This window comes from Arthrobacter sp. 9E16 (assembly GCF_002929435.1).
Classification (GTDB): Bacteria; Actinomycetota; Actinomycetes; order Actinomycetales; family Micrococcaceae; genus Arthrobacter_B; species Arthrobacter_B sunyaminii.
In genome coordinates, this window is the sequence record NZ_PJIU01000002.1 from 511410 (window position 1) to 537421 (window position 26012).

Here is a 26012-nt window from a genome sequence, read left to right on the forward strand (position 1 = left end):
GAGTGTATTTGTGGCGTTGACCGCAGCAGTAAAAGAGGAACTTTCACGCCTGGACGTGAAAAAGTCCTCCGTCCGCAAAGCGGAAGTATCGGCCTTGCTGCGATTCGCCGGAGGACTGCACATCATCTCCGGCCGCATTGTGATTGAAGCAGAAGTGGACCTGGCGTCCACGGCCCGGCGGCTTCGGGCCGCCATTGCCGAGGTGTACGGGCACGCCGCGGACATCATTGTCGTGTCCGGAGGGGGCCTGCGCCGCGGCAACCGGTACGTGGTGCGCGTGGTCAAGGACGGTGAATCCCTGGCCCGCCAGACCGGCCTCCTGGACGCCCGCGGGCGCCCCGTCCGGGGCCTGCCCTCCGTGGTGGTCAACGGCTCCGCAGCCGACGCCGAGGCTGTATGGCGCGGTGCGTTCCTGGCCCACGGTTCACTGACCGAGCCGGGCCGCTCCTCCTCCCTGGAAGTCACCTGTCCCGGCCCCGAGGCAGCACTGGCGCTGGTGGGCGCTGCCCGCCGGATCGGCATCGCCGCCAAGGCGCGGGAAGTGCGCGGCATCGACCGGGTCGTGATCCGCGACGGCGACACCATTGCCGCCCTGCTCACCCGCATGGGCGCCCACGACGCCCTGATGGTGTGGGAAGAGCGCCGCATGCGCAAGGAAGTCCGGGCCACGGCAAACCGGCTGGCAAACTTCGACGACGCCAACCTGCGCCGCTCGGCGCAGGCTGCCGTTGCCGCCGGTGCCCGGGTGGACCGGGCGCTGGACATCCTGGGCGATGACGTTCCGGATCATCTGCGCTATGCCGGGGAGCTGCGCGTGGCGCACAAGCAGGCGTCCCTGGACGAACTGGGACACCTGGCTGATCCACCCATGACCAAGGACGCCATCGCCGGCCGGATCCGCCGCCTGTTGGCCATGGCCGATAAGCGGGCAGCTGAATTGGGCATACCAGGCACTGAGGCCAATGTGACTCCTGAGATGCTTGACGAGTAGCGTTGAAGCATAAGATGGGCTAAACATGCTGCCCATTGGCGGCGCTCAAAGTTTCCGGGCGGAAAACCCTGTCCGGATAACCGATCCGACTTTTATTGGAGGATTTTTGTGAACGAATACACACTGCCGGAACTCCCCTACGATTACGCCGCGCTGGAGCCCAACATCTCCGCCCGCATCATGGAGCTTCACCACGACAAGCACCACGCGACGTACGTTGCCGGAGCCAACACGGCGCTGGCGCAGATGGCTGAAGCGCGTGAAAAGGGCGACTTCGCAACCATCCCGAAGCTTTCCAAGGACCTGGCTTTCCACGTTGGCGGCCACGTCAACCACAGCATCTTCTGGAACAACCTCTCTCCCGAGGGCGGCGACAAGCCGGTCGGCGAACTCGCAGCAGCCATTGACGATTTCTTCGGCTCCTTCGACGCGTTCCGCGGCCAGTTCACCGCTGCCGCAACCTCGCTTCAGGGTTCCGGCTGGGCCCTGCTGGCCTATGAGCCGCTTGGCAAGAACCTCGTCATCGAGCAGCTCTACGACCAGCAGGGCAACGTCCCGGTTGGCACCATCCCGCTGCTGATGCTGGACATGTGGGAGCATGCCTTCTACCTCGACTACGTCAACGTGAAGGCAGACTACGTCAAGGCTTTCTGGAACATCGTTAACTGGGCAGATGTCGCCACACGGTTCGATGCCGCGCGCAACGGTGCCCACTCGCTGGTGCTCCCCGCGTAATTCTGGTCTCCGGACGCTTTTCTGCCTCCGTACCGGTTCGCTCAGGGGACCCGGCGCGTAGGATGATTTCGAGGGTTCCCGCCCCGCCGTACGGCTCGGCGGGAACCTCTTGGAGTCACCGGGAAGGTGTTCGCCGTTCGTCCCAGGATTGTTCAGGCAACCCGTCCCCGCCCGACCAGTGGCCTACGCACACAGGGGTCACGCTTCTTCGGTACACCGCAATCAAGGAGACAGAAAAGTGACTACTCGTGTTGGAATCAACGGCTTCGGACGCATCGGTCGAAACTACTTCCGCGCAGCACTGGAGCAGAACGCCGACCTCGACATCGTGGCCGTCAACGACCTCACCAGCCCCGAAACCCTTGCCCACCTCCTGAAGTACGACTCCGTGACCGGCCGCATCGGTACTGATGTGGAAGTGCAGGGCGGAGACCTGGTTGTTGGCGGAAAAACCATCAAGGTCCTCGCCGAGCGGGACCCCTCAAACCTCCCGTGGAAGGACCTTGGGGTTGACATCGTCATCGAGTCCACCGGGTTCTTCACCAAAGCCGAGGACGCCAAGAAGCACCTCGACGCCGGAGCCAAGAAAGTCCTGATTTCCGCTCCGGGCAAGGGAGCGGACCGCACCATCGTCATAGGTGTGAATGACAGCGAATACAATCCGGCCACCGACAACATCGTGTCCAACGCTTCCTGCACCACCAACTGCCTGGCACCGCTGGCCAAGGTCATCAACGACGCGTTCGGCATAGAACGCGGGCTCATGACCACCGTCCACGCCTACACCGCGGACCAGAACCTCCAGGACGGCCCGCACCGGGACCTTCGCAGGGCCCGTGCCGCGGCGCTGAACATCGTGCCCACAACCACGGGTGCCGCCAAGGCAATCGGCCTCGTCATCCCGGAACTCGACGGTAAACTGGACGGCTTTGCCCTCCGGGTGCCGGTTCCCACCGGGTCCGTCACCGACCTCACGGTGACCCTCGCGAAGGAAGCCAGCGTCGAGCAGATCAACGAGGCGTACAAGGCTGCCAGCGACGGCGCCCTGAACGGCTACCTCCGGTACACCGATGAGCCGCTGGTGTCCTCGGACATTGTGACGGATCCGGCCTCCTGCATCTTCGATTCGGGGCTGACCCGCGTCATGGGCAACGAGGTCAAGGTTGTCGGCTGGTATGACAACGAGTGGGGTTACTCCTGCCGCATGGTGGACCTGACCAAGCTGGTTGCCTCCAAGCTGTAAGGCCGCCTCCGGCACTGCCGGCTGCCCTGCAAAGCCCACACAAGCCCCCAATGCCCGCAAGGGACGTAAAGGTAGACATGACAGTCAAGACTCTTGAGGAACTGATCAACGACGGCGTCGATGGTCGGTATGTGCTGGTCCGCTCGGACCTGAATGTGCCGCTGGACAACGGCACTGTGGCCGACGACGGACGCATCCGTGCGTCCATCCCGACCCTTCAGAAACTGGTGGAACACGGCGCCAAGGTGATCGTCATGGCGCACCTGGGACGGCCCAAGGGCACACCGGATGAAAAGTACTCGCTGCAGCCCGCCGCGGATCGGCTGGACGAGCTCGCACCGTTCTCGGTCGAGTTCGCCGCCGACGTGGTGGGGGAGAGTGCTCACGGGCTGGCGGGTTCCCTGGCAGCCGGCTCAGTCCTGGTGCTGCAGAACATCCGCTTCGATCCGCGCGAAACGTCCAAGAACGACGACGAGAGACTGGCCCTCGCACGTGAACTGGCCGGGCTCACCGGAGACAACGGCGCCTACGTTGACGATGCCTTCGGTGCCGTACACCGCAAGCACGCCAGTGTGTACGACATTGCGGAGATCCTCCCCGCGTACGAGGGCGACCTGGTGCACACCGAGGTCGAGGTGCTCAAACGGCTTACCGAAAACCCCGAGCAGCCCTACGTCGTCGTTCTCGGCGGTTCAAAGGTTTCGGACAAACTGGCCGTCATCGAGAACCTCATGGAACGCGCCGACTACCTGCTGGTTGGCGGCGGAATGGTCTTTACCTTCCTGGCCGCCCAGGGCTACAACGTTGGGGCGTCGCTGCTGGAGTCGGACCAGATCGAGAAGGTCAAGGGTTACCTCAGCCGCGCCAAGGAGGTCGGCTGCGAGTTTGTGCTTCCCACCGACATCGTGGTGGCGGACAAGTTCGCTGCTGACGCCGACGTCGACGTGGTTCCTGCCGATGCGATGGAGAGCAGCCGGTTTGGTGCCTCCGGCATCGGCCTGGACATCGGTCCGGATTCAGCCGCGGCCTTCGCCGAGAAGATCGGTTCGGGCCGGACCATTTTCTGGAACGGCCCCATGGGCGTGTTCGAGTTTGATGCGTTTGCCAACGGCACCCGCACGGTTGCGCAGGCGCTGAAGGACTCCTCCGGTTTTTCCGTGGTTGGTGGCGGCGACTCCGCGTCGGCTGTCCGGAAGCTTGGCTTCAGCGACAGCGACTTCGGGCACATCTCCACCGGCGGCGGCGCTTCCCTGGAGTACCTGGAAGGCAAGAAACTGCCGGGCCTGACGGTCCTGAACCAGTAAGACCCTGTGCGGGTCGCTGCCAGCCGGCGGCGGCCCGCACTCCCATGTCCGCTTTCCGCCAGGCAGCGGCATGTTGACCCCCAAGCCATTTGATGAAGAATATTTGAAACCGGAGCGATGATGACTACCTCGACCAACGGCAAGTTTGATCGGACACCGCTGATCGCGGGCAACTGGAAGATGAACATGGACCATGTCCAGGGCATCACCCTGCTGCAGAAGCTTGCCTGGACCCTCAAGGATGCACAGCACGACTACCACCGTGTGGAGGTGGCAATTTTCCCGCCGTTCACCGACCTCCGCAGCGTCCAGACACTGATCAAGGGTGACAAGCTGGAGATCGAATACGGTGCACAGGATTTGTCGCCCAAGGATTCCGGCGCCTACACCGGAGATATTTCCGGCCAGTTCCTGTCCAAGCTGGGCTGCAAGTACGTCCTCGTGGGCCACAGTGAACGCCGGACCGTGCACGGGGAATCCGATGAGCTGCTCAACGAAAAGCTCAAGGCTGCGTACCGCAATGAAGTCATTCCGGTGCTCTGCGTCGGTGAGGGACTGGAAATCCGCCAGTCCGGCCAGCACGTGGCGCACACCCTGGAACAGGTCCGACAGGATCTCGCCGGTCTTGACGCCGAACAGGTTTCCGCACTGGTCATTGCCTATGAACCCATCTGGGCCATTGGCACGGGTGAGGTTGCCGGCCCCGCAGACGCCCAGGAAATGTGCTCGGCCATCCGCGCAGAGATCGCCAACCTGTACGACGATGCCGTAGCCGCCAAGACCCGGTTGCTGTACGGCGGGTCCGTCAAAGCACAGAATGCGGCGAGCATTCTGAAGGAACGCGACGTGGACGGTGTGCTTGTTGGCGGTGCCAGTTTGGATGTGACCGAATTTGCTAATATTGTCAGGTTCGAACAACATCTGGTGACCGACTGATTTGCAGCTGACCTGCACCGCAGTGCACGTCTCCAATCCATGAGTCACCCCCGAAAGGCCGTACGTGGAAATTCTGAAGATTGTCCTGCTGGTTCTTCTTGCCATCACCAGCCTGCTGCTGACGTTGCTCATCCTGCTTCATAAGGGACGCGGCGGCGGTATGTCGGACATGTTCGGCGGCGGCATGACCTCCAGCATGGGCTCATCAGGGGTTGCCGAACGCAACCTGAACCGCTTCACCGTGGCCCTCGGATTGTCCTGGGGCCTGGTCATCATCGCCCTGGGCCTGATCCAGCGCTTTTCCGGCGAAGCCTGAGTACTCCACCGCCCCCGGCGGGCAGGACTAAACCACAGAAGCCCCGGAGATCCGTCAGGATCTCCGGGGCTTCCTCTTTGCCCGGCGGGGAAACTAGTCCGCTGCGGCGGCGCCGGTGCCTTCCGGGTCCAGCAGCCGGTCCGGCAGCTGTGAGGCCGCTGCCTGGTCTATCAGCCAGCGGGTCTTGGTGCGCCCGCGCGCGCCCGCGGCCGGAACCTGGACCAGGCCGGCGCCGGCCAGCGCCAGGCCCACGGCTCCGGCTTTGTCCTCGCCTGCAACGGTAAGCCAGACTTCTTCGGCAGTGTTGATGGCTTCCATGGTCAGTGACACGCGTTCAGCCGGGGGCTTGGGCGCGTTGGATACCGGCACCACGGTTTCACCCGTGGTCCGCACACCGGCCATTTCGGGAAACAGTGATGCAATATGGGCGTCGGGGCCCACACCGAGCAGGAGCACATCGAAGCGGGGGAGCCGGGGATCGTTCGATTCGAACCCCGGAGCAAGCTCCTCGTGTGCCGCCTCATTCGCGAGCATCCGGGCATAGGCCAGGGCGGCTTCTTCGACGCTGGACACCTCGTCGGCAGCCGGTACGGGATGAACCCGGGCGGGATCAACGGGCAGCCGTGAGAGCAGGGCCTCCGCGGCCTGGGTGGCATTGCGGTCGGGGGAGTCAGCGGCAAGGAACCGTTCATCACCCCACCAAAAATTTACCCGGGACCAGTCCACGGCCGAGCGCGCGGGCGCCGTGGAGACGGCATCGAGCACGGCGATGCCCACCGTCCCGCCGGTGAGCACCACGGTGGCGGTTCCGCGCCGGCTCTGCACGTCCACGAGCTTGGTGATCAGCCGGCCTGCGGTGGCTGCGGTGAGGGCCTGCACGTCCGGGTGAATGCTCACGCCGTTGGGAGAATGCATCATGCGGTTGCCCCTTCTTGGGACAGGCAGGCTGCCAGTCCCTGTGTCAGTACTTCGCCGTAGACTTCGTCAGGATCGAGCCGGCGGAGTTCCTCCGCCAGGCAGTCGCGCAGGTTTCGGCGCGGCAGTGATATCTGCTGCTCCGGCTGGCCCGGCTGGGTCAGGTACGCGGTGATTTGGTCCGGACGGAACAGTTCCACGTTACCGCCGTCACGCTCGAAGACTACTGAACCGATGCCGGTGCCCGGTTCACCCTCAATGATTTTTACGGGAACCTTCAATGCGTGCTTGAGCCAGGCAGCGAGCAGGAAGGTGCTGGCTGAGTCGGATGCTCCTGCCACGGTCACTGCAGTGACGGGATCAGCGCCGGCTTCATCGAGCACCGCTGCCAGCTGGATCCGCCAATTCGTCAGCCGGGTCCAGCTGAGGTCGGTGTCGCCGTCAGCATACGCCTGGCCAAGCGCCAGCAGCGCCCGCTTGGGGTCCGGCTCGGTTGCGGCGTCGGTAATGCGGCGGTGGGCGATGCAGCCCAGGGGCGTCTGTGCAGGATCCCCGGGTACCCCGTGGGGCCACCACACCACAATGGGAGCGTCCGGCAGGAGGAGGGCAGAGACGAGCGATACGCTCTCCCCGGCGAGCTCGCCGTGGCGGTAAAGGACAATCACCTCTGACGCGCCGGCGTCGCCGCCCACGCGGATCTCGGCGTCCAACCGGGTCTGGTCGGCGGGGGACCCGCCGGCCAGCACGATGATGCGGCAGGGGTGCTCCCGGCTGGCCTCGTTGGCCGCGGCGATGGCTTCCTCCACGAAATCGGGTTCGGTGTCCACCACCAGCGTCAGGACGCGTCCGAGGGTGACCACCCCGCCCTTTTCCCGCATGGCCACAATCTCTTTGGATACCTTGGACGTTGTTGTGTCCGGCAGATCTACAATCACGGCCTTCTCCAGGTCCTTCCGTCTTGGGCGAGCAGTTCATCGGCGGAGTCGGGTCCCCAGCTTCCTGGGGCATAGGGCTCGGGCTGGGTGCCGAGGGAGGCCCAGTACTCTTCGAACGGATCAACGATCTTCCAGGACAGTTCCACTTCCTGGTGCCGCGGGAACAGCGGAGGCTCACCCAGCAGGACGTCCAGGATCAGCCGTTCGTAGGCTTCCGGACTGGACTCCGTGAAGGAATGGCCGTAGCCGAAATCCATGGACACGTCCCGGACTTCCATCTGCGTGCCGGGAACCTTGGAACCGAACCGGATGGTGGCGCCCTCATCGGGCTGCACCCGGATCACTACGGCGTTCTGGCCGAAGTCATGATCATTGTGGTCGCGGAAAAGGAGGTTGGGTGCGCGTTTGAACACCACGGCAATTTCCGTAACCCGGCGGCCCAGACGCTTGCCTGCCCGGAGGTAGAACGGAACTCCGGCCCAGCGGCGGGTATTAATGTCCACCCGGATGGCGGCGAAGGTCTCGGTGGTGGAATCCGGGTTGAAGCCCTCTTCCTCCAGGAAGCCGGTGACCCTTTCGCCACCCTGCCAGCCGCCGGTGTATTGTCCGCGCGCGGAGTGCTTGGACAGGTCCTCGGGGAGCCGGACGGCGGCGAGCACCTTTTCCTTCTCGGCGCGCAAATGATCGGCGTTGAAGGAGATGGGCTCTTCCATGGCCGTGAGTGCCAGCAGCTGCAGCAGGTGGTTCTGGATGACGTCGCGGGCTGCACCCACGCCGTCGTAGTACCCGGCGCGGCCGCCGATGCCGATGTCTTCGGCCATGGTGATCTGGACATGGTCTACGAAGTTCGCGTTCCAGATCGGCTCGAACAACTGGTTGGCAAAGCGCAGAGCCAAGATGTTCTGGACCGTTTCCTTGCCCAGGTAATGATCGATGCGGAACACGGAATCAGCGGGGAAAACGGATTCCACCACGTTGTTCAGCTCGCGGGCGGACTGCAGGTCATGCCCGAACGGCTTCTCGATGACCACGCGGCGCCACTTGCCCTCCGATGTTTCGGCCAGGCCGTGCTTGGAGAGCTGCTGGCAGACCTGCTCGAAGGACTTCGGCGGAACGGAGAGATAGAACGCGTGGTTGCCGCGGGTTCCGCGCTCGGTGTCCAGGGCCTCCAGAGTGTCCTTGAGCTTGGCGAAGGCCTCATCACTGTCGAAACCGCCCTCAACGAAGCGGATCCCCTCAGCCAGCTGTTTCCAGACGTTCTCATTGAAGTCGGTCCGGGCATGGCTCTGTACCGATTCCTTCACCTGGGCGGCGAATTCCTCGTCGCTCCAGGGCCGGCGGCCGAAGCCCACCAATGAGAAGCTGGGCGGGAGCAGGCCGCGGTTGGCGAGGTCGTAGACGGCCGGAATGAGCTTCTTCCGGGCCAGGTCCCCGGTGACACCGAAGATCACCAGGGAGGACGGTCCGGCGATGCGGGACAACCGGCGGTCCCGGGGGTCCCGCAGCGGATTGGCGGGACCCGTCTTTTCGTCGGCCGGCATTTAGCTGTGCCCGCCTTCCGAAACCAGGTTCCGAACGGCTGCTTCGAGTTCCTCCACGCCCTGTTTCCGGTCCAGGAAGTTCAGGCGCAGCACCGGCCGGCCCTGATCCGCGAGGACGGAGGCATCGCCGGCCGCCTGGGCGGTGATCAGCTCGCCGAAGGTGAACGGGCGGCCGGGAATGGAAAGGTCCTCCTGCGGCGTACCGGTGATCTGCAGGTAGGCCCCTTGGGCTGGTCCGCCCTTGTGGAACTGGCCGGTGGAGTGCAGGAAGCGCGGTCCCCAGCCAAACGTCACCGGCCGGCCGGTAGCCGCGGCGAGCCCGGGGCGAATGGACGCCAGCCCTGACTGCAGGTTCCGGTCCAGATATGCCTGGACACTGAGGTAGCCGTCGGGCCCGAGCTGCCCGAGCAGGGCCGCCAGGGCTTCGGGAAGCGTGCCGGCGCTGCCAAGGAGTTCGGACGGGCCGCGGACTTCCACAGCTCCGTCCACAAAGCTTGGTTCCGTGGGTTCCGGACGGGAGTCCAGCATGCCGCGGGCTGCCTTCTTGGCCGCCTCGACGTCGGGCTGGTCAAAAGGATTGATGGCCAGCAGGCGGCCTGCCACGGCGGTGGCAAATTCCCACAGGATGATCTGTCCGCCGAGGGAACCGGCCACGACAACCTGGTCGCCTTCCGGCTCCGCATCCGTGTCCACGGCCACCAGGCGTGCGGTGAGGACATCGGGCGCACCGGAGGTGATCTCGGGTGCGCCGGGCTCGACGACGACGGGCAGCAGTCCGGTGCCGAGCTTTCCGGTCGATTCGGCGATGAGCTGCTCGGCCCAGTCGGGGAAGCCGACCAATCCGGAGCCTTCGTCCACAATGACAACCTTGTTGCGCAGCGGGTCGGTGCCGCCCAGGGCGGCACCGAGCTGCAGGCCGATGTTGTCCGCAGCGTTGTCGCTGAGGATTTCCAGGGCATCTTCGGCGTCGTCCAGCAGGGCTTCAATGTCAGCGCCGGCCAGGCCGGAGGGAACCAGTCCAAAGGCGGTGAGGGCCGAATAGCGGCCGCCCACGTTGGGGTCGGCGTTGAAGACGGCGCGGTAGCCTGCTTCGCGCGCGGCTCCGTCCAGGGGCGAACCCGGGTCGGTCACGACGACGATTCGGGACTTGGCATCAATCCCGGCGTCGGTGAAGGCCTGCTCAAAGACGCGGCGCTGGGAATCGGTTTCCACCGTGGAGCCGGACTTGGAGGAGACCACGATGACGGTCTCCTCCAGCCCGGAAGCCAGGGCGGCGCGGACGACGTCGGGATCCGTGGAGTCCAGGACCGTCAGGTCCACGCCCGCGGTGCGGGTAATGACCTCCGGGGCCAGGGAAGAACCGCCCATACCGGCGAGGACCACGCGGGTCACTCCCTCGGCGGCCAGTTCTTCCCGAAGCCCGCGGATCTGTCCAACGAGCGGCCGGGAGGCCTCGGAGGGATTCAGCCAGCCAAGGCGGATGGAAGCCTCCGCTTCTGCGTCGGGTCCCCACAGTGTGGGGTCCTGGGCGAGGAGGCGGGCAGCCACGTCATCACGTACCAGGGCAGGTACGTTTTTTTCGACGGCGGCCAGCGCGGCCCCGGCTGCTTCGAAGGACAGTGTGGTCATTTTTCCTATGCCTCTTTCGCGGTATCCAGTGCGGTCTGAACGGTCTCCAGCAGCTCTCCCCAGCTGACCACGAACTTGTCCAGGCCTTCGGTTTCCAGCTGCTCAACGACGTCGTTGTAGGAGATGCCGAGACCGTCCAGTGCATCAAGGACGGCGTTGGATTCCTCATAGGTGCCGGTGATGGTGTCGCCGGTGACCTCGCCGTGGTCCGCAGTGGCGTTCAGGGTCTTCTCCGGCATGGTGTTGACCGTGTGCGGTGCAACCAGGCCGGTGACGTACAGGGTGTCCGGCAGCGCCGGGTCCTTGACGCCGGTGGAAGCCCAGAGCGGGCGCTGGGCATTGGCTCCGGCCGCTGCCAGGACCTGCCAGCGCTCGGAGGCGAACTGCTCCTCGAAGACCTGGTAGGCCAGGCGGGCGTTGGCCAGGCCGGCCTTGCCCTTCAGTGCCTTGGCTTCATCGGTGCCGGCGGCGTCCAGGCGCTTGTCGATCTCTGCATCCACGCGGGAGACAAAGAAGGATGCCACGGAGTGGATCTTGGACACGTCGTGTCCGTTTTCCTTGGCCTGCTCAATGCCCACCATGTAAGCGTTGATGACCTCGCGGTAGCGCTCCAGCGAGAAGATCAGCGTGACGTTGACGCTGATGCCCGCGGCCAGGGTCGCGGAGATGGCAGGCAGGCCTTCCTTGGTGGCCGGGATCTTGATCAGCACGTTGTAGCGGCCAACCTTGTCGAACAGTTCCTTGGCTTCCCGGATGGTGCCCTCGGTGTCGCGGGACAGACGGGGATCTACCTCGATGGACACGCGGCCGTCCACGCCGTGCGTGGCTTCAGCCACGGGGGCAAAGACATCGCACGCCTGAAGGACATCGTCGGTGGTGATCTCGAAAACGGCCTTGTCCACGTCGGCGCCGGAGCGTGAGAGCTGCTGAACCTGCGCGGCATAGGACTCACCGTTGGCCAGGGCTGCGGCGAAGATGCTCGGGTTGGTGGTGACGCCAACGACGTTCTTGTTGTCGATGAGGTCCTTCAGGGAGCCCGAGACGATGCGTTCGCGGGACAGGTCGTCCAGCCAGATGGATACGCCGGCTTCAGAAAGCTGTGCGGTGGGTGTGGAAGTCATAAATTGTCTCCTTGTAACTGAAATTATTTCTGGTCGCCGGTTTCGGTGGACTGCTCGCCTGACGGTGCAGCAGAAGTGCCCGACGGCGGGGTGTCCGTGCCGTTTGCGGCTGCCAGCGAATCGCGTGCTGCTTCGGCAACGGCCTCGGCGGTGATGCCGAACTCGCGGTAGAGGGTCTTGTAGTCGGCGGATGCACCGAAGTGCTCAAGGGAGACGCTGCGTCCGGCATCGCCCACGAGTTCACGCCAGCCCTGGGCAATTCCGGCTTCCACCGAAACGCGGGCCTTAATGTCCTTGGGAATAACCGACTCGCGGTACTGCGCATCCTGCTTGTTGAACCACTCGATGCTGGGCATGGAAACCACGCGGGCCGCGATTCCCTCGGCTGCGAGGGCTTCACGGGCCTCGACGGCCAGCTGAACCTCGGAACCGGTGCCGATCAGGATGACGTCCGGGGTAACAACGGAGCCGTCGCGTACCGCTTCGGCCAGGACGTAGCCGCCGCGGGCCGCGCCGTTGGCCGACGCGAAGGACTCGGCGGTGGCTGGGCCGTCGCCGCGCTGGTACGTGGGAATGTTCTGGCGGGTCAGCACGATGCCGGCGGGGTTCTCCGTGTTTTCCAGAATGGTCTTCCAGGCCACGGCCACTTCGTTGGCGTCGCCCGGGCGGACCACGTCGAGTCCGGGAATGGCACGCAGCGAAGCGAGCTGTTCCACCGGCTGGTGGGTGGGGCCGTCCTCGCCCAGGCCGATGGAGTCATGCGTCCACACGTAGATGGAGGGCACGCCCATCAGGGCACCCAGGCGGATGGCCGGACGCTGGTAGTCACTGAAGATCAGGAACGTTCCGGAGAAGGCACGGGTGTTGCTGTGCATGGTGATCCCGTTGACGATCGCCGCAGCGGCGTGTTCGCGGATACCGAAGTGCAGGACCCGGCCATACGGGTTGCCGGACCAGGCGTTGGTCTGCTTGCCGGCCGGGATGAAGGACGGGGAGCCCTCGATGGTGGTGTTGTTGGACTCGGCAAGGTCGGCCGAGCCACCCCACAGTTCGGGCAGTACGGGGCCGATGGCCGAGAGTACCTTGCCGGATGCGGCGCGGGTGGACATGTCCTTGCCGGCCTCAAACTCGGGCAGCGACTTTTCCCAGCCCTCGGGAAGCGTGCCGTTGCTGATGCGCTCCAGGAGAGCGGCGCCGTCGGGGTTCGAAGCCTTCCAGGCCTCAAAGCGCTCCTCCCACTCACGGCGCGCTTCGGAGCCGCGGGAGACTGCCTGGCGTGCATGTTCAAGAACGGCGGGGTCGACGTCGAAGGACTTCTCCGGGTCAAAGCCCAGTGTTTCCTTCAGTGCGGCAACTTCATCCTTGCCCAGGGCGGAGCCGTGGATCTTGCCCGTGTTCTGTTTGTTCGGCGACGGCCAGCCGATGATGGTCCGCAGTGAAATGATGGACGGCTTGCTGGTTTCAGCCTTGGCCGCCAGCAGCGCGTTGTACAGCTCGGCAACGTCTTCCACGTATTCGCCGGTCTTGGTCCAGTCCACCCGCTGGGTGTGCCAGCCGTAAGCTTCGTAGCGCTTCAGGACATCTTCGGTGAAGGAGATGTCGGTGTCGTCTTCAATGGAGATGTGGTTCTCGTCGTAGATGACGACCAGGTTGCCGAGCTCCTGGTGGCCGGCCAGCGAGGAGGCTTCAGCCGTGACACCTTCCTGCATGTCGCCGTCGGAGGCGATGACCCATGTGGTGTGGTCGAACGGGCTTTCGCCCTGCGGGGCATCGGCGTCGAGCAGGCCGCGGAGGCGGCGCTGGGCGAACGCGAAGCCTACGGAGGAAGCCAGGCCCTGACCCAGCGGACCCGTGGTGATTTCGACGCCGGCCGTATGGCGGTACTCGGGGTGGCCCGGGGTCTTGGAACCCCAGGTGCGCAGTGCCTCGAGGTCTCCGATCTCCAGGCCGTAACCCGAAAGGAAGAGCTGGATGTAGAGCGTCAGCGAGGTGTGCCCGGGGGAGAGGATGAAACGGTCCCTGCCGGTCCACTGGGGATCCGAGGGATCGTGGCGCATCAGTTTCTGGAACAGCAGGTACGCTGCCGGCGCCAGGCTCATGGCCGTTCCCGGGTGTCCGTTGCCGACCTTCTCGACGGCGTCCGCGGCCAGGACACGGGCGGTGTCCACCGCCTTCCGGTCCAGATCTGTCCAGGTCAGTTCTTGCTCTTCCATATGTGGCACGTTTACCGGGCCCCTCTCTCACTACAGTTGACCGGCGCCCAAGACGCCGGAGACTCCTGGTTGCACTGGTTATCCAGCGCAGCCGGTTCCTTAACCACAACAACAGGACGTGGAGTAGAATCCTTACCGCAATCGGGAAAATTCTTTGTTCCCACGGTCCCGCTCGGTGCTGTCCGGCGGCTATTAGGCAGCCGCGGGAAAGGTCCGCTCCAACCTTATCCCGTAGGCGGTGGCAATGGGCGTATCGTTTCTTCCAGTGGGACTTCGGGCCGTTTTATACAGTGCCGCGGGGTACCGCATCGCAGGGCTTCGTTTTCTACAGCCGATAGAGGCTATGATGATGGTGGACTTTTCCGGCCCAGATTGGATGATGTGATCGCCCCGTGACAACGCAGCAAGCCCCCGCCGACCTGCCGGTGTATACCGGCAAGATGACGGCAGGACGTAAGCTCCGGGCCTACGTGGCACTCACCAAGCCCCGGGTCATCGAATTGCTGCTGGTTACAACACTGCCCACCATGATCTTTGCCGAGCGGGGACTGCCGGGCCTGTGGCTCGTGGTCTTCACCATGGTTGGCGGTGCCCTGGCAGCCGGCAGCGCCGGTGCGTTCAACTGCTACATTGACCGGGACATGGACAAGCTGATGAAGCGGACCAAGAACCGTCCGCTGGTTACCGGCGAAGTGTCCCCGCGCGAGGCGCTCGTGTTCGCCTGGGTCCTGGGCGTTGTTTCCATCGCCCTGCTCTGGTTCGGCGCCAACCCGCTGACCGGCCTCCTGGGCCTGGGCGCGATCCTGCTCTACGTGGTCTTCTACACGCTGATCCTCAAGCGCCGCACCACCCAAAACATTGTGTGGGGCGGCATCGCCGGCTGCATGCCGGTCCTGATCGCCTGGGCCGCGGTCACCAACAAGGTGGAATGGCCTGCGGTCATCCTCTTCCTGATCATTTTCCTGTGGACGCCGCCGCACTACTGGCCGCTGTCCATGAAGTACGGCGAGGACTACCGCAACGCGTCGGTGCCGATGCTCGGGGCCGTTGCCGGAGCCAAGCTGGTCTCGGTGCAGGTTGTCCTCTACGCCTACGCCACGGTGGCCTGCTCGCTGCTGCTCATCCCGGCGGGAGGCGCCGGGTGGGTCTACACCCTGGCAGCCGTCCTGGCCGGTGTCTGGTTCCTGGCCGAGACCCACCGCCTGCACAACCGGGCACAGCATGAGACTGTCACGGACAGGACCGCCATGAAGGTCTTCCATGGCTCCATCAGCTACCTGACCATCCTGTTCCTGGCGCTGGCCATCGACCCGTTTGTGGGCGGCCCGCTGCTGTAGGACCTCTCTAGACGGTCAGTCGCAACAAGACGTACCAGGAAGGGCCGGAGGTTTACGCCTCCGGCCCTTCCTGTGTCTGCCGGCAGCGACGTTCCTGGACCCTGAGCCGTCCCGCGGCAAGCCCTCTGCAGCCGCCGAGTGTCCGGCTAAGGGTCTTTCCCTCCGCCGAGTGACCCGTTCATACCGTTCCCCCGCGGGGATTCCGGCAGGACCTCTACAGTCGGACCCAGCCACCCGACGAAAAGGAAAGCAAGAGGCCCCGTTGGACAAAGAAACGGGCCGGATTCCGAAGAATCCGGCCCGTTCAGGCTTCTGCGCTCATGGCCGAGAAGGCTCTCGGCGCGCGGTTCCCGCCCCGCGGGAGCTTAGCCCCGGCGGGAAGCGGTGGCTCCGGCAGGCCGGGCAGCCGGGTCAGTGCCGGGAACCTGCCGCGAGAAGCCGGTGAAGACCACGTGGGCGGCTGCAGCGGTAAGCAGCGAGGCGCCCAGCATGTGCAGTCCCACCAGCACAATCGGCAGGTGCAGGAAATGCTGCGTGTAACCGATAACGGCCTGGATCAGGACCACGACGGTCAGCAGCAGCAGCGAGGAGCGCAGCCGTCCGTCGGTGGCGTGGCGATACACCAGGTAGAGGGCCACGGCAAGGGCAAAAACGAGCAGATAGACCGGCACCACGTGCAGGCGGGTCATAAGATCCGGATCCAGCCCGTTGCGGGCCGCTCCGTGGTCTCCGGCGTGCGGTCCGGACCCGGTGACAACGACGCCGAGCAGCACGGACAGTGCCGACAGGACCCCCAGGGCCCCGAGCAGCGGACGCAGGGAGCGCGTTGCCAGCGGGCCGTTGGTGCTGCCCAGCTGATGCGGGGACAGCCAGGCGCGGTTGACCAGGACGGTGGCCAGCACAATGAGGACCATCGAGAGGATGAAGTGGCCTCCCACGATCCACGGATTGAGTCCGGTCCACACAGTGATACCGCCCAGCAGTGCCTGGGCGGGGATTCCGGCCAGCAGCGCCACTGACAGTTTGAACAGGTCACGGCGTTCGGCCCGGATTTTCCAAATGCTGAACACCATGCCAAACGCAATGGCAGCCAGCACGAAGGTCAGGAGCCGGTTACCGAACTCGATAATCCCGTGGATGCCCATTTCCGGGGTGGTGGTCAGGGAATCCGGTGTGCAGAGCGGCCATTCCGGGCAGCCCAGCCCGGAGGCTGTCAGGCGCACGGCGCCGCCGGTGACGACGATGCCGATGTTGGCGACCAGTGATGCAACGGCAAGGCCGCGTACCCACTTGTTCGTAGCAGGCAGGTTGTCCGCGGGCGGCGAAGGGACGACGGGCGATGAGGCTCGGCCGGAAGATGTGGATGACACGGAATTCAGCTCCATTTGAACCAGCGGACAGCAGCAAGGCCACCCAGGATTGTCCACGCCAGAAGAATCAGCGTGGCGGGGATATTAAAAGAAGAGTCGATGAGTGCGGAGCGCATGGCTTCACCCAGCGCGGCGGAGGGCAGGATCTCCACGAAGGGCTGCATGATGTCGGGCAAATTGCCGGCGGGGATAATGATGCCGCCCACGGCGGCCAGCAGGATCCACAGCAGGTTGGTGACCGCCAAGGTGGCTTCGGGCCGGGCGGTGCCGGCCACGAGCAGGCCCAGCGCCGTGAAGGCCGCAGCGCCGATCAGCAGTGACACGAGGCCCAGCGGGATCCCGGTCCAGGACGGTTCCCAGCCCAGGAACGCCGCGACGATGCTCACGACCACCACTTGGATGGCCAGGACGGCGACGACGGCGATTCCCTTGCCGGCGATGAGTCCGGCCTTGCCCAGCGGGGTGGTGGACAGGAACCGCAGGACGCCGTAGCGGCGGTCAAAGCCGGTGGCAATTCCCTGCCCCGTGAACGCGGTGGACATCGCGCACAGAGCCAGGATTCCCGGCGTCGCCATGTTGACGCGCGAGGTGCCGTAACCGTCCAGGACCGGAGTCACGGACAGGGCGATCAGCGCCATCAGCGGCAGGAAGACAGCCAGGATCAGCTGCTCACCGTTGCGCAGCATGGTGATGGCCTCGTAGCGCCCCTGGTTCAGGATGCGTACGGGCAGGGAAGCGGGGGCGCTCATCGGATTTCCCTTCCGGACAGGTCGAGGAAGACGTCTTCCAGGGAACGGGATGCCATATGGATTGCGGACGGAAGGATGCCGCCGCGTGCCCACCAGGCGGAGAGTGCCGCAATATCATCGGGCGTGATGGCCCCGCGCACTGTGTAGTGTCCGGGCGGGGATTCCCTGATCACCAGATGGGGGAGCCCGACGGCGGCCAGATCCAGTCCCGGTGCGGCGTCGAAGGTCAGGAGCCGCTGGTCGGCCAGTTCATCTGTCTGCGCCGTAAGTTCGGCCACGGTGCCCTGCGCCACCGTCTTGCCCGCATCAATGATGTAGACGTAGTCGGCGAGCTTCTGAGCGTCGTCCATCAGATGGGTGGTGAGGATAATTCCCAGGCCGTCGTCACGCAGCTCGGAGATGAGGTCAAAGACAATCTGCCGGGACTGCGGATCAAGGCCGGCGCTCGGCTCATCCAGGAACAGTACTTCGGGGCGGCCGATCAGCGCGGTGGCCATCGCCAGCCGCTGCTTCTGCCCGCCGGAGAGCCGGCGGATGTTGGAGTTGGCGAAGCTGCCGATGCCGAGCCGGGTCACCAGCTCATCCACCGGGCGGGGATCCGCGTACATGGAGGCGATGTGGTGCAGGAGGGGGACCGGACGGGCGGACGGGGGGAGGCCGCCGTCCTGCAGCATGACACCCACCCTGCTGCGCAGCTCAGCTCCCGCTCCATAGGGCTCCTGCCCCAACAGCCTCACTTCGCCGCCATTGATGGGCTGCAGGCCCTGCGCGCACTCCAAAGTAGTGGTTTTGCCGGCGCCGTTGGCACCGAGCAGGGCAGTGACGGAACCGCGGCGGGCGGAAAAATCGACACCGGCCAGCACCCGGATCATCTTGCCGTCGAGACCGGCTACCGGGCCGCAGTCCTTGATCAGGCCTTTTATGGTCAGGCAGGGTTCATCGTTGGGCACCGTCATATTCTACGTTAGGTAGTACAGGGCAGTGCACCCGGGCCGGCGATCTCCGGGCATCGGCAGGCGGTGGGTAGCCTGTCCTTACTGGCAGGCAGGAACAAATTACGTCATGCTTGTGTTGTGTATTCTGTGAGTAACTCTGAGCCGAAGGCAGTCGCCAAGCCGGCAGCAGCCCGCGAAGCGGAGGAACGCACCCGGGACCGCGTCCTGGGCGCGGTGCTGGAGCATGGCCCGGTGAGCGCAGCGGAGCTGGGCGAACGGCTCGGGTTCACGCCCGCAGCAGTCCGCCGGCACCTCGATGCGCTTTCCGCAAAGGGACTGATCGAAGTCAAGCGAGTGAACAATCCCTCGTCGGGTGCAGGGCGGCCGGCGCGCCGGTACGTTCTGAGTAAGCAGGGTCAGGCGTATCTGGGCAACGATTACCTGGACATCGCCACCGAAGCCCTGCGCCAGCTCGGCCTCGCAGCCGGGCCGGAGGCGATAGAGAAGTTCGCCGCCGAACGTTTCGACCGGATGGAAGAACGCTACCGTCCGGTCGTGGAAGCGGCCGGTCCCGCCGTTCAGGATAAGGCCGAAGCATTGGCAGCAGAGCTGACCAAGGACGGGTTTGTCGGCTCGACCACTCTGATCGGGACGGCGAAGCAGCCCAGCACACTGCTCAGCGTCCAGCTGTGCCAGGGGCACTGCCCCATTCAGGGACTGGCGAGTTCCTACACGGTCTTCTGCGACAAGGAAACCGAAGTTTTTGCCCGGCTGCTGGACGTGGATGTCCGTAGACTTTCCACGCTTTCCCGCGGCGGGCATGTTTGTACGACCCACATACCCGTGGGCCGCACCAGGTCCGAGGCGCACGTCCCCGTGCACGCCGAAACCAATAAGTCCACATCCATTCATCAGCAAGAAAGGCCGTGATGACGGATCAAGCAACCCAGAAGTCAACGGCGCCCGCCGCGGTGCCGGATTCTGTGATTTCAGACATCCTGGAGAAAAACCCTGAGCTCGAGGGCATCGGTACCTACGAATACGGATGGGCCGACTCCGACGTCGCGGGTTCAAACGCCCGCCGCGGGCTCAGCGAGGAAGTTGTCCGGGACATCTCGGCAAAGAAGAACGAACCCCAGTGGATGCTGGACCTTCGCCTGAAGGGCCTGAAGTACTTCGACCGGAAGCCCATGCCCACCTGGGGTGCAGACCTCTCCGGCATCGACTTCGACAACATCAAGTACTTCGTGCGCTCCACCGAGAAGCAGGCCAACACCTGGGAAGACCTCCCCGAGGACATCCGCAACACGTATGAGAAGCTCGGCATCCCCGAAGCTGAGCGCGGCCGCCTGGTTTCCGGCGTCGCAGCGCAGTACGAGTCCGAGGTTGTCTACCACCAGCTCCGCGAGGACCTGGAACGCCAGGGCGTCATTTTCCTGGACACCGACACCGCCCTGAAGGAACACCCGGAAATGTTCCAGGAGTACTTCGGCACTGTCATCCCGGTCGGTGACAACAAGTTCGGTTCCCTGAACACGGCCGTGTGGTCCGGCGGTTCCTTCGTCTACGTCCCCAAGGGCGTCCACGTGGAAATCCCGCTGCAGGCCTACTTCCGCATCAACACGGAAAACATGGGCCAGTTTGAGCGCACCCTGATCATTGCGGACGAGGATTCCTACGTCCACTACATCGAGGGCTGCACCGCACCGATCTACACCTCGGACTCGCTGCACTCGGCCGTCGTCGAAATCATCGTGAAGAAGGGCGCCCGCGTCCGCTACACGACCATCCAGAACTGGTCCAACAACGTGTACAACCTGGTGACAAAGCGCGCCATTGCACACGAGGGCGCCACCATGGAGTGGATCGACGGCAACATCGGTTCCAAGGTCACCATGAAGTACCCGGCCGTCTACCTGGTTGGCGAGCATGCCAAGGGTGAGACCCTGTCCATCGCTTTCGCCGGCGAGGGCCAGCACCAGGACACCGGATCCAAGATGGTCCACATTGCACCGAACACCAAGAGCTCCATTATTTCCAAGTCCGTGGCCCGCGGCGGCGGCCGTGCTGCCTACCGCGGCCTGGTCCAGGTCCGCGAAGGCGCCAAGCACTCGGCCAACACCGTGCGCTGCGACGCCCTGCTGGTGGACACCATCTCCCGCTCGGACACGTACCCGTACGTGGACATCCGCGAAGATGACGTCACCATGGGCCACGAAGCCACTGTTTCCCGCGTCAGCGAGGAGCAGCTGTTCTACCTCATGTCCCGCGGCCTTCCCGAGGACGAGGCAATGGCAATGATCGTGCGCGGCTTTATTGAGCCGATTGCGCGTGAACTGCCGATGGAATACGCCCTTGAACTCAACCGCCTCATCGAACTCCAGATGGAAGGAGCCGTCGGTTAATGTCGAAGCTTAACGACGTCGTCGAAAACGTGACCGAAAAGGTCAGCAATGCAGTAGAGGAAGTCAAAGCCAGGATTGGCGCGCCCTCAGGGGACAGCCGTGTCCGGATTGACGGATTCACCGAAGAGGGCGAGAACCTCTCTCCGCTGAATGAATCTTCCTCGGTTCTTGGCGGCGACAGCAGCAAGTCCCACAGCCACGGCGCAGGGGCAGGCATTCCGGACAGCTCACGCGCCGGACGCCTGACCTCCTACAACCGGGCCGACTTCGGCAAACTGACCGGACGTGAAGAGGACTGGCGGTTCACCCCGCTCAAGCGCCTTCGCGGCCTGCACACTGCCGAACTCACCGGCACCGCCCCCGAGGTTGCCGTGGTGGCTCCCGACGGTGTCCGGGTGGAGAACGTCGCCCGCACCGATGCCCGCATCGGGTCCGCCGGCATCCCCGAGGATCTGGTGGCAGCAGCAGCCTGGGAAGCCTTCACCGAGGCCACCGCTGTGACCATCCCCGCCGAGACCGTCGTCGACGGCAGCGTCACGCTGACCATGACCGGTGCCGGCAAGGACCCCGCAGCCCAGCACGTGGTCATTACCGCGGAGAAGTTCTCCAAGGCAGTGGTCGTGCTTGACCACAAGGGATCGGCAACGCTGTCCCAGAACGTGGAAATTGTCGTCGAAGACGGCGCTGAACTGACCGTTGTGTCGGTTCAGGACTGGGACGACGACGCCGTTCACGCTTCTGCGCAGTACGCCCGGATTGGCCGTGACGCGAAGTTCAAGCACGTCGTCATCAGCCTCGGCGGTGACTTGGTGCGTGTCACTCCGTCCTCAAAGTTCACTGCCACCGGCGGCGATGTCCAGATGTTCGGCCTGTACTACGCCGACGCCGGCCAGCACCTGGAACAGCGGCTGTTCGTGGACCACGCAGTGCCGAACTGCAAGTCCCGCGTCATGTACAAGGGCGCCCTGCAGGGCCGCGATGCGCACACCGTCTGGGTAGGTGACGTCCTGATCCGCAAGGAGGCAGAAGGCACCGACACATACGAGGTCAACCGCAACCTGCTGCTCACCGACGGCGGCCGCGCGGACTCCGTACCGAACCTGGAAATCGAAACCGGCCTGATCGAGGGCGCCGGCCATGCCAGCGCCACCGGCCGTTTCGATGACGAGCACCTGTTCTACCTGATGGCCCGCGGCATCCCCGAGGATGTTGCCCGCCGCCTGGTGGTTCGCGGGTTCCTCAACGAGATCATCCAGCAGATCAAGGTTCCGGCACTGGAAGAGCGCCTCACGGAGGCCGTCGAGCGCGAGCTCGCAGCAGTCGAGAGCTAGCACCCGGTTCCCCGGAAGCCGTGCGGCTCCCGGGGAACCGAAGCTGCACCCACACTTTTTGAAGCTTAAATACGCACCAGAGCGTGCAAAGGAGAAAGCGTAACTCGTATGTCTACTCTTGAGATCAAGGATCTTCACGTCAGCATTGAGACCGAACAGGGTGTCAAGAAGCAGATCCTGAAGGGCGTCAGCCTGACCATCAACACCGGTGAGACGCACGCCATCATGGGCCCCAACGGCTCCGGCAAGTCCACCCTGGCCTCCACCATTGCCGGGCACCCCCGCTACATCGTGGACAGCGGCTCCATCACGCTCGACGGCGAAGATGTCCTGTCCATGAGCGTGGACGAGCGCGCCCGCGCCGGCCTGTTCCTGGCCATGCAGTACCCGGTAGAGGTCCCCGGCGTCACCATGACCAATTTCCTGCGCACCGCCAAGACCGCGCTCGACGGCGAAGCACCCTCCCTGCGCCACTGGACCAAGGACGTCAAGGCTGCCATGAGCCAGCTGCGCATCGACGCCGACTTTGCATCGCGCAACGTCAACGAAGGCTTCTCCGGCGGCGAGAAGAAGCGCGTCGAGATCCTCCAGCTCGAGCTCTTCCGCCCGAAGTTCGCCATCCTCGACGAGACGGACTCCGGCCTGGACGTTGACGCCCTGAAGGTTGTCTCCGAAGGCGTTAACCGCGAACACTCCAAGGGTGAAATGGGCACGCTGCTCATTACGCACTACACGCGGATCCTGCGCTACATCAAGCCGGACTTCGTCCACGTCTTCGTTGACGGCCGGATTGCCGAGCAGGGCGGGCCGGAACTGGCCGACCGTTTGGAAGAAGAAGGCTACGACCGCTTCACCGGCGCCAACGCCACGGCGGCCACCGCCACTGCCAACGCCCTGAAGGCCTAGGCACCACCCTGACCGATACAACTGCACAGGAGCAGATGATGAGTGAGCCGAACCTGGCCCAGACGTCCCTGGAGGACATCGAAGAGGCCCTGAAGGACGTCATCGACCCCGAGCTGGGCGTGAACGTCGTTGACCTGGGGCTGCTCTACGGCCTGCGGTACGCGGACGACGGCGCCCTGCTGATCGACATGACGCTGACCACCGCGGCCTGCCCGCTCACCGATGTCATCGAAGAGCAGGTTGGCCAGGCACTGGACGGCGTTGTGGACGACTGGCGGCTGAGCTGGGTCTGGATGCCGCCGTGGGGTCCCGAGAAGATCACGGACGACGGCCGCGACCAGATGCGCGCGCTGGGCTTCAACATCTAGAGAACTGCACCAAAGAGCAGGGCCGCTTTCCCGGGGACGGGGGAGCGGCCCTGCTCTTTTTTGCGGCCCAAGGATGCTAGCGTCTGCGCCAGAGGACAAACGCGACAATCCGCCAGGGGACCACATGAACACTGCTCCGCATTTTCACGACGACTATATGGCAGCCTGGAACGAGGCAATGGCTTCCGGGGACAGCGGACCCATCGAGTCATTTCTGGCACCGGATTACCACGGCTGGCTGGGACACGTTGCGGCCACGGCTCATCCGTTTGACGGCGAAGCGGCGCGGAAGGGTTTCCGGGACACAGTTTCCGGGATGCGCGGCAGCACCGTGCATGCCGGGTTCCGGACGGTAGCTTCCCGGGGACCGGATGAGGCCGTCGTCTGCTATGAAATGACCTACCGCAGCGGCAGCGCGGTCACCGGCAGGGCCCTGCTGATGGAATCCTGGGAGCGGACGGACGACCGGTGGTTGCTCTGCCGGGACTTTACCGAGGTCAATATCGGAGACCCGGCCGGGCAGCCGTGACACCCTTGTCCCGCTCCGGAACCTGGTATTTGTTCGACTACGGCATGGTCATATCCACCGAGCCGGAGCCGGGAGACTGGGCTGCGCTGGAACGGGAAACCGGGCTGCAGCAGCTGGCACCGGCTTCGAGTCCTTACTGGGCGTACCGGGAGGATTACGACGCCGGTACCCATACTCCCGCGCAATACTGGGCCCGGGTGCTGGGCACAGCGGTGAGCGCAGAACAGCTCAGGGTGCTGGAGGACCTGGACGCCGCCCAGTGGTCTCACCTGAATGCGGACACCATGGCCGTGCTGGAGACCCTGTCGGGCGAAGGCGCGCAGCTGGCGCTGCTCTCCAACATGCCGGCCGGGATGTCCGCCCGGTACCTTCGGGAAGCGGCGTGGCCTGCCCACTTCGCGCACACCTTTTTCAGCGGACCGCTGGGAATGATCAAGCCTGACCGCCGGATCTTCGCGCATGTCCTGGACAAGCTGGGAGCGGCCCCGGCGGACGTTGTCTTCATTGATGACAACGTCCGCAACATCGAGGCGGCCCGGGCGCTGGGTCTGCACACGGTGCATTTCAACCCCGGAACCGACCTGCGGCAGGAACTGGACCGGTTCCGTGAAAGGTCCAACCGAAGAGACGGCTAGGGGTTGTCCAGATCCGGGGTGCTGAACGTGTCGCAGGAGGCGATGCTGCCGCCGTCGTAACCCTGCATGAACCAGGCCTGCCGCTGGTCGCCGGAGCCGTGCGTCCAGCTCTCCGGATTCACCTGGCCGGTGGCCTTGGACTGGATCCGGTCATCGCCGATGGCGGAGGCGGCAGAGAGCGCGTCCTGCACATCCGTTGCCGTCAGCTCCGCCAGGAAGGGCTCGGTGCTGCCCGGGGCCGGCACCGAAGCGGCCTTGCCCGCCCACAGCCCCGCATAACAGTCCGCCTGCAGCTCGGTCCGCACCGCGGCAGAATCAGCACCGCGCGGATCGGATGCCGAGGCGCCCAGGACGCCGGTCAGGTTCTGGATGTGGTGCCCAAACTCATGGGCCACCACGTACTCCTGCGCCAGCGGGCCGCCGGAGGCACCATACTGAGCCACGAGTTCGTCGAAGAATGCAGTGTCATAGTAGGTCTGCTCATCAGCGGGGCAGTAGAAGGGGCCCACTGCGCTGGTCGCGGACCCGCACCCGGTGTCGGTGCGTCCGCTAAAGAGCGCAACACCCGGTTCGGAGTAGGAAAGCCCCTCCGCAGCCAGGGCCGGACCCCAGAAGCTGTCCAGGCTCTCGGCTGTTCCCACAATCCGGCAGTCGAGGCGTTCGTTCGCATCGGCTCCGTCCAGGCATTCGGAGATGCTCTCGGAATAACCGGAGCCCGCTCCGGCGGGGCTGCCGCCGTCGCTGAGTCCGAGACCGTCCACCACATCCGAGCCGAAGATCAGCGACAGGATGAGGATGAGTCCTCCGCCGAGCCCGCCGCCTACAGCAATACCTTTGCCCTTGCCCCGCCGGTCGCTGACACGGGAGGAGTCCAATCGTGCATTTTCGTTAAAACTCATGCTCCGATTATCCCCGACCCTCAGCATGCTTGCGTTCAGGCACCGGAGGATCGGCTGCCTCCCCGATGCCGCGGGCGGCCAGGGCGTCGCCTGTTTGCTGGGCGTATGCCACGGCCCTGATCACCACGGGAACGGTGAGGGCACGGGGGTTGCGCTCCAGGCCGCGCGCCATGGCAGAGTGGCGCACATCCCGGGCCGAGCCGAGCAGGAACGGAATACTGCGCAGCATGAGGGCCAGCGTCAGTCCGAAACGCTCCGGATCTGCTCCAAGGAAGCGGAACGGCCCCGCCAGCGCCACGAGTCCGTCCAGAAGGTCCTGCAGGGGAGTGGTGAGGGTCAACAGCCGGGCGGCAGCCACGCAGGCCACAATGTTTCCCACCACCAGCAGTGCCGCGGCGGCACCGTTGGACCACACCTGGAAAGTGCCCAGCAGCAGCAGGACCGGCCACATCAGCTTCAGGGGACGCCACGATTCCGGGAGCAGCCGCGCCGCGGCATACGCTCCGAGGACCAGCAGGAGAGCCGCCCCCAGCACCGGCAGCGAACGAAAGGCGAGCACAACCGCAGACAGCACGACGACGGCGGCAGCCTTCAGGCCCAGCGGCGCCCGGTGCACGGGGGAGCGTCCGGCCCGGTAGGCGCCGAGCAGGTGAGCCGAACCCCTCACTG

The 26012-nt window shown here is 64.7% G+C and carries 25 protein-coding genes; 14 read left to right on the forward strand and 11 right to left on the reverse strand.

Annotated elements, in window-relative coordinates; all coding sequences use genetic code 11:
* The first annotated feature begins 10 nt into the window (after positions 1-10).
* From whiA to secG, 6 genes are all read left to right on the forward strand, one after another.
* Positions 11-991 (forward strand): DNA-binding protein WhiA, encoded by a 981-nt coding sequence (gene whiA / locus CXR00_RS09060; protein ID WP_104054191.1) that lies wholly within the window; start codon positions 11-13, stop codon positions 989-991.
* 108 nt (positions 992-1099) lie between these two features.
* Positions 1100-1726 (forward strand): superoxide dismutase, encoded by a 627-nt coding sequence (locus tag CXR00_RS09065; RefSeq protein WP_104054192.1) that lies wholly within the window; start codon positions 1100-1102, stop codon positions 1724-1726.
* 238 nt (positions 1727-1964) lie between these two features.
* Positions 1965-2969: a type I glyceraldehyde-3-phosphate dehydrogenase gene (gene gap / locus CXR00_RS09070; protein ID WP_104054193.1), complete on the forward strand. Its 1005-nt coding sequence runs from the start codon at positions 1965-1967 to the stop codon at positions 2967-2969.
* A gap of 77 nt (positions 2970-3046) precedes the next feature.
* Entirely contained in the window at positions 3047-4273 is a 1227-nt protein-coding gene (gene pgk / locus CXR00_RS09075; RefSeq protein ID WP_104054194.1) for a phosphoglycerate kinase, read from the forward strand.
* Between the two features lie 120 nt (positions 4274-4393).
* Positions 4394-5209, forward strand: coding sequence for a triose-phosphate isomerase (tpiA, locus tag CXR00_RS09080; protein ID WP_104054815.1), 816 nt, complete (start codon positions 4394-4396; stop codon positions 5207-5209).
* 64 nt (positions 5210-5273) lie between these two features.
* On the forward strand, positions 5274-5525 hold the full coding sequence (secG, locus tag CXR00_RS09085; RefSeq protein WP_104054195.1) for a preprotein translocase subunit SecG: 252 nt from the start codon (positions 5274-5276) through the stop codon (positions 5523-5525).
* A gap of 93 nt (positions 5526-5618) precedes the next feature.
* On the opposite strand, the gene pgl is transcribed toward secG, so the two are convergent.
* The 6 genes from pgl to tkt are packed head-to-tail and all read right to left on the reverse strand — an operon-like array spanning position 5619 to position 13879.
* Positions 5619-6440: a 6-phosphogluconolactonase gene (gene pgl, locus CXR00_RS09090; protein ID WP_104054816.1), complete on the reverse strand. Its 822-nt coding sequence runs from the start codon at positions 6438-6440 to the stop codon at positions 5619-5621.
* The gene (locus tag CXR00_RS09095; protein ID WP_104054196.1) at positions 6440-7375 is read right to left on the reverse strand and encodes a glucose-6-phosphate dehydrogenase assembly protein OpcA; all 936 of its coding nucleotides are present in this window, start codon (positions 7373-7375) and stop codon (positions 6440-6442) included. The genes pgl and CXR00_RS09095 overlap by 1 nt, the downstream gene beginning before the upstream one ends.
* Positions 7372-8916, reverse strand: a complete 1545-nt coding sequence (zwf, locus tag CXR00_RS09100) for a glucose-6-phosphate dehydrogenase (RefSeq protein WP_104054197.1) — start codon at positions 8914-8916, stop codon at positions 7372-7374. The genes CXR00_RS09095 and zwf overlap by 4 nt, the downstream gene beginning before the upstream one ends.
* Positions 8917-10545, reverse strand: coding sequence for a glucose-6-phosphate isomerase (locus tag CXR00_RS09105; protein WP_104054198.1), 1629 nt, complete (start codon positions 10543-10545; stop codon positions 8917-8919). It abuts the gene before it with no gap.
* A 5-nt stretch (positions 10546-10550) separates the two neighbouring features.
* On the reverse strand, positions 10551-11666 hold the full coding sequence (tal, locus tag CXR00_RS09110; protein ID WP_104054199.1) for a transaldolase: 1116 nt from the start codon (positions 11664-11666) through the stop codon (positions 10551-10553).
* 23 nt (positions 11667-11689) lie between these two features.
* The gene (gene tkt, locus CXR00_RS09115; RefSeq protein WP_104054200.1) at positions 11690-13879 is read right to left on the reverse strand and encodes a transketolase; all 2190 of its coding nucleotides are present in this window, start codon (positions 13877-13879) and stop codon (positions 11690-11692) included.
* A gap of 440 nt (positions 13880-14319) precedes the next feature.
* On the opposite strand from tkt, the gene CXR00_RS09120 reads away from it, so the two are divergent.
* Positions 14320-15216 (forward strand): heme o synthase, encoded by an 897-nt coding sequence (locus CXR00_RS09120; RefSeq protein WP_104054817.1) that lies wholly within the window; start codon positions 14320-14322, stop codon positions 15214-15216.
* A gap of 365 nt (positions 15217-15581) precedes the next feature.
* On the opposite strand, the gene CXR00_RS09125 is transcribed toward CXR00_RS09120, so the two are convergent.
* Genes CXR00_RS09125 through CXR00_RS09135 form a run of 3 tightly spaced genes read right to left on the reverse strand, consistent with a single transcriptional unit; the run spans position 15582 to position 18291 of the window.
* Complete coding sequence (locus tag CXR00_RS09125) at positions 15582-16586, reverse strand: heme A synthase (protein ID WP_258060347.1); 1005 nt, start codon at positions 16584-16586, stop codon at positions 15582-15584.
* A 5-nt stretch (positions 16587-16591) separates the two neighbouring features.
* Entirely contained in the window at positions 16592-17335 is a 744-nt protein-coding gene (locus CXR00_RS09130; RefSeq protein WP_104054202.1) for an ABC transporter permease, read from the reverse strand.
* Positions 17332-18291, reverse strand: coding sequence for an ABC transporter ATP-binding protein (locus CXR00_RS09135; RefSeq protein WP_104054203.1), 960 nt, complete (start codon positions 18289-18291; stop codon positions 17332-17334). The genes CXR00_RS09130 and CXR00_RS09135 overlap by 4 nt, the downstream gene beginning before the upstream one ends.
* A gap of 126 nt (positions 18292-18417) precedes the next feature.
* Between CXR00_RS09135 and CXR00_RS09140 the strand changes: the two genes are divergently transcribed.
* The 7 genes from CXR00_RS09140 (at position 18418) to CXR00_RS09170 (ending at position 24444) form a co-directional block, all read left to right on the forward strand.
* Positions 18418-19200, forward strand: coding sequence for a metalloregulator ArsR/SmtB family transcription factor (locus CXR00_RS09140; protein WP_104054818.1), 783 nt, complete (start codon positions 18418-18420; stop codon positions 19198-19200).
* Positions 19200-20675: a Fe-S cluster assembly protein SufB gene (sufB, locus tag CXR00_RS09145; protein ID WP_104054204.1), complete on the forward strand. Its 1476-nt coding sequence runs from the start codon at positions 19200-19202 to the stop codon at positions 20673-20675. The genes CXR00_RS09140 and sufB overlap by 1 nt, the downstream gene beginning before the upstream one ends.
* The gene (gene sufD, locus CXR00_RS09150) at positions 20675-22006 is read left to right on the forward strand and encodes a Fe-S cluster assembly protein SufD (RefSeq protein ID WP_104054205.1); all 1332 of its coding nucleotides are present in this window, start codon (positions 20675-20677) and stop codon (positions 22004-22006) included. Before sufB ends, sufD begins: the two co-directional genes overlap by 1 nt.
* A gap of 108 nt (positions 22007-22114) precedes the next feature.
* Complete coding sequence (gene sufC / locus CXR00_RS09155; RefSeq protein WP_104054206.1) at positions 22115-22912, forward strand: Fe-S cluster assembly ATPase SufC; 798 nt, start codon at positions 22115-22117, stop codon at positions 22910-22912.
* A 38-nt stretch (positions 22913-22950) separates the two neighbouring features.
* A complete protein-coding gene (locus tag CXR00_RS09160) occupies positions 22951-23280 on the forward strand; it encodes a metal-sulfur cluster assembly factor (RefSeq protein ID WP_104054819.1) in 330 nt (109 codons plus the stop codon).
* Between the two features lie 124 nt (positions 23281-23404).
* Positions 23405-23809: a nuclear transport factor 2 family protein gene (locus tag CXR00_RS09165; RefSeq protein WP_181032513.1), complete on the forward strand. Its 405-nt coding sequence runs from the start codon at positions 23405-23407 to the stop codon at positions 23807-23809.
* Positions 23806-24444 (forward strand): HAD family phosphatase, encoded by a 639-nt coding sequence (locus tag CXR00_RS09170; RefSeq protein ID WP_258060348.1) that lies wholly within the window; start codon positions 23806-23808, stop codon positions 24442-24444. The genes CXR00_RS09165 and CXR00_RS09170 overlap by 4 nt, the downstream gene beginning before the upstream one ends.
* Here the strand turns inward: CXR00_RS09170 and CXR00_RS09175 are convergent.
* Positions 24441-25343, reverse strand: coding sequence for a neutral zinc metallopeptidase (locus CXR00_RS09175; RefSeq protein ID WP_104054208.1), 903 nt, complete (start codon positions 25341-25343; stop codon positions 24441-24443). The genes CXR00_RS09170 and CXR00_RS09175 overlap by 4 nt on opposite strands.
* A gap of 7 nt (positions 25344-25350) precedes the next feature.
* The gene (locus tag CXR00_RS09180; RefSeq protein WP_104054209.1) at positions 25351-26010 is read right to left on the reverse strand and encodes an energy-coupling factor transporter transmembrane component T; all 660 of its coding nucleotides are present in this window, start codon (positions 26008-26010) and stop codon (positions 25351-25353) included.
* Positions 26011-26012 lie beyond the last annotated feature (2 nt).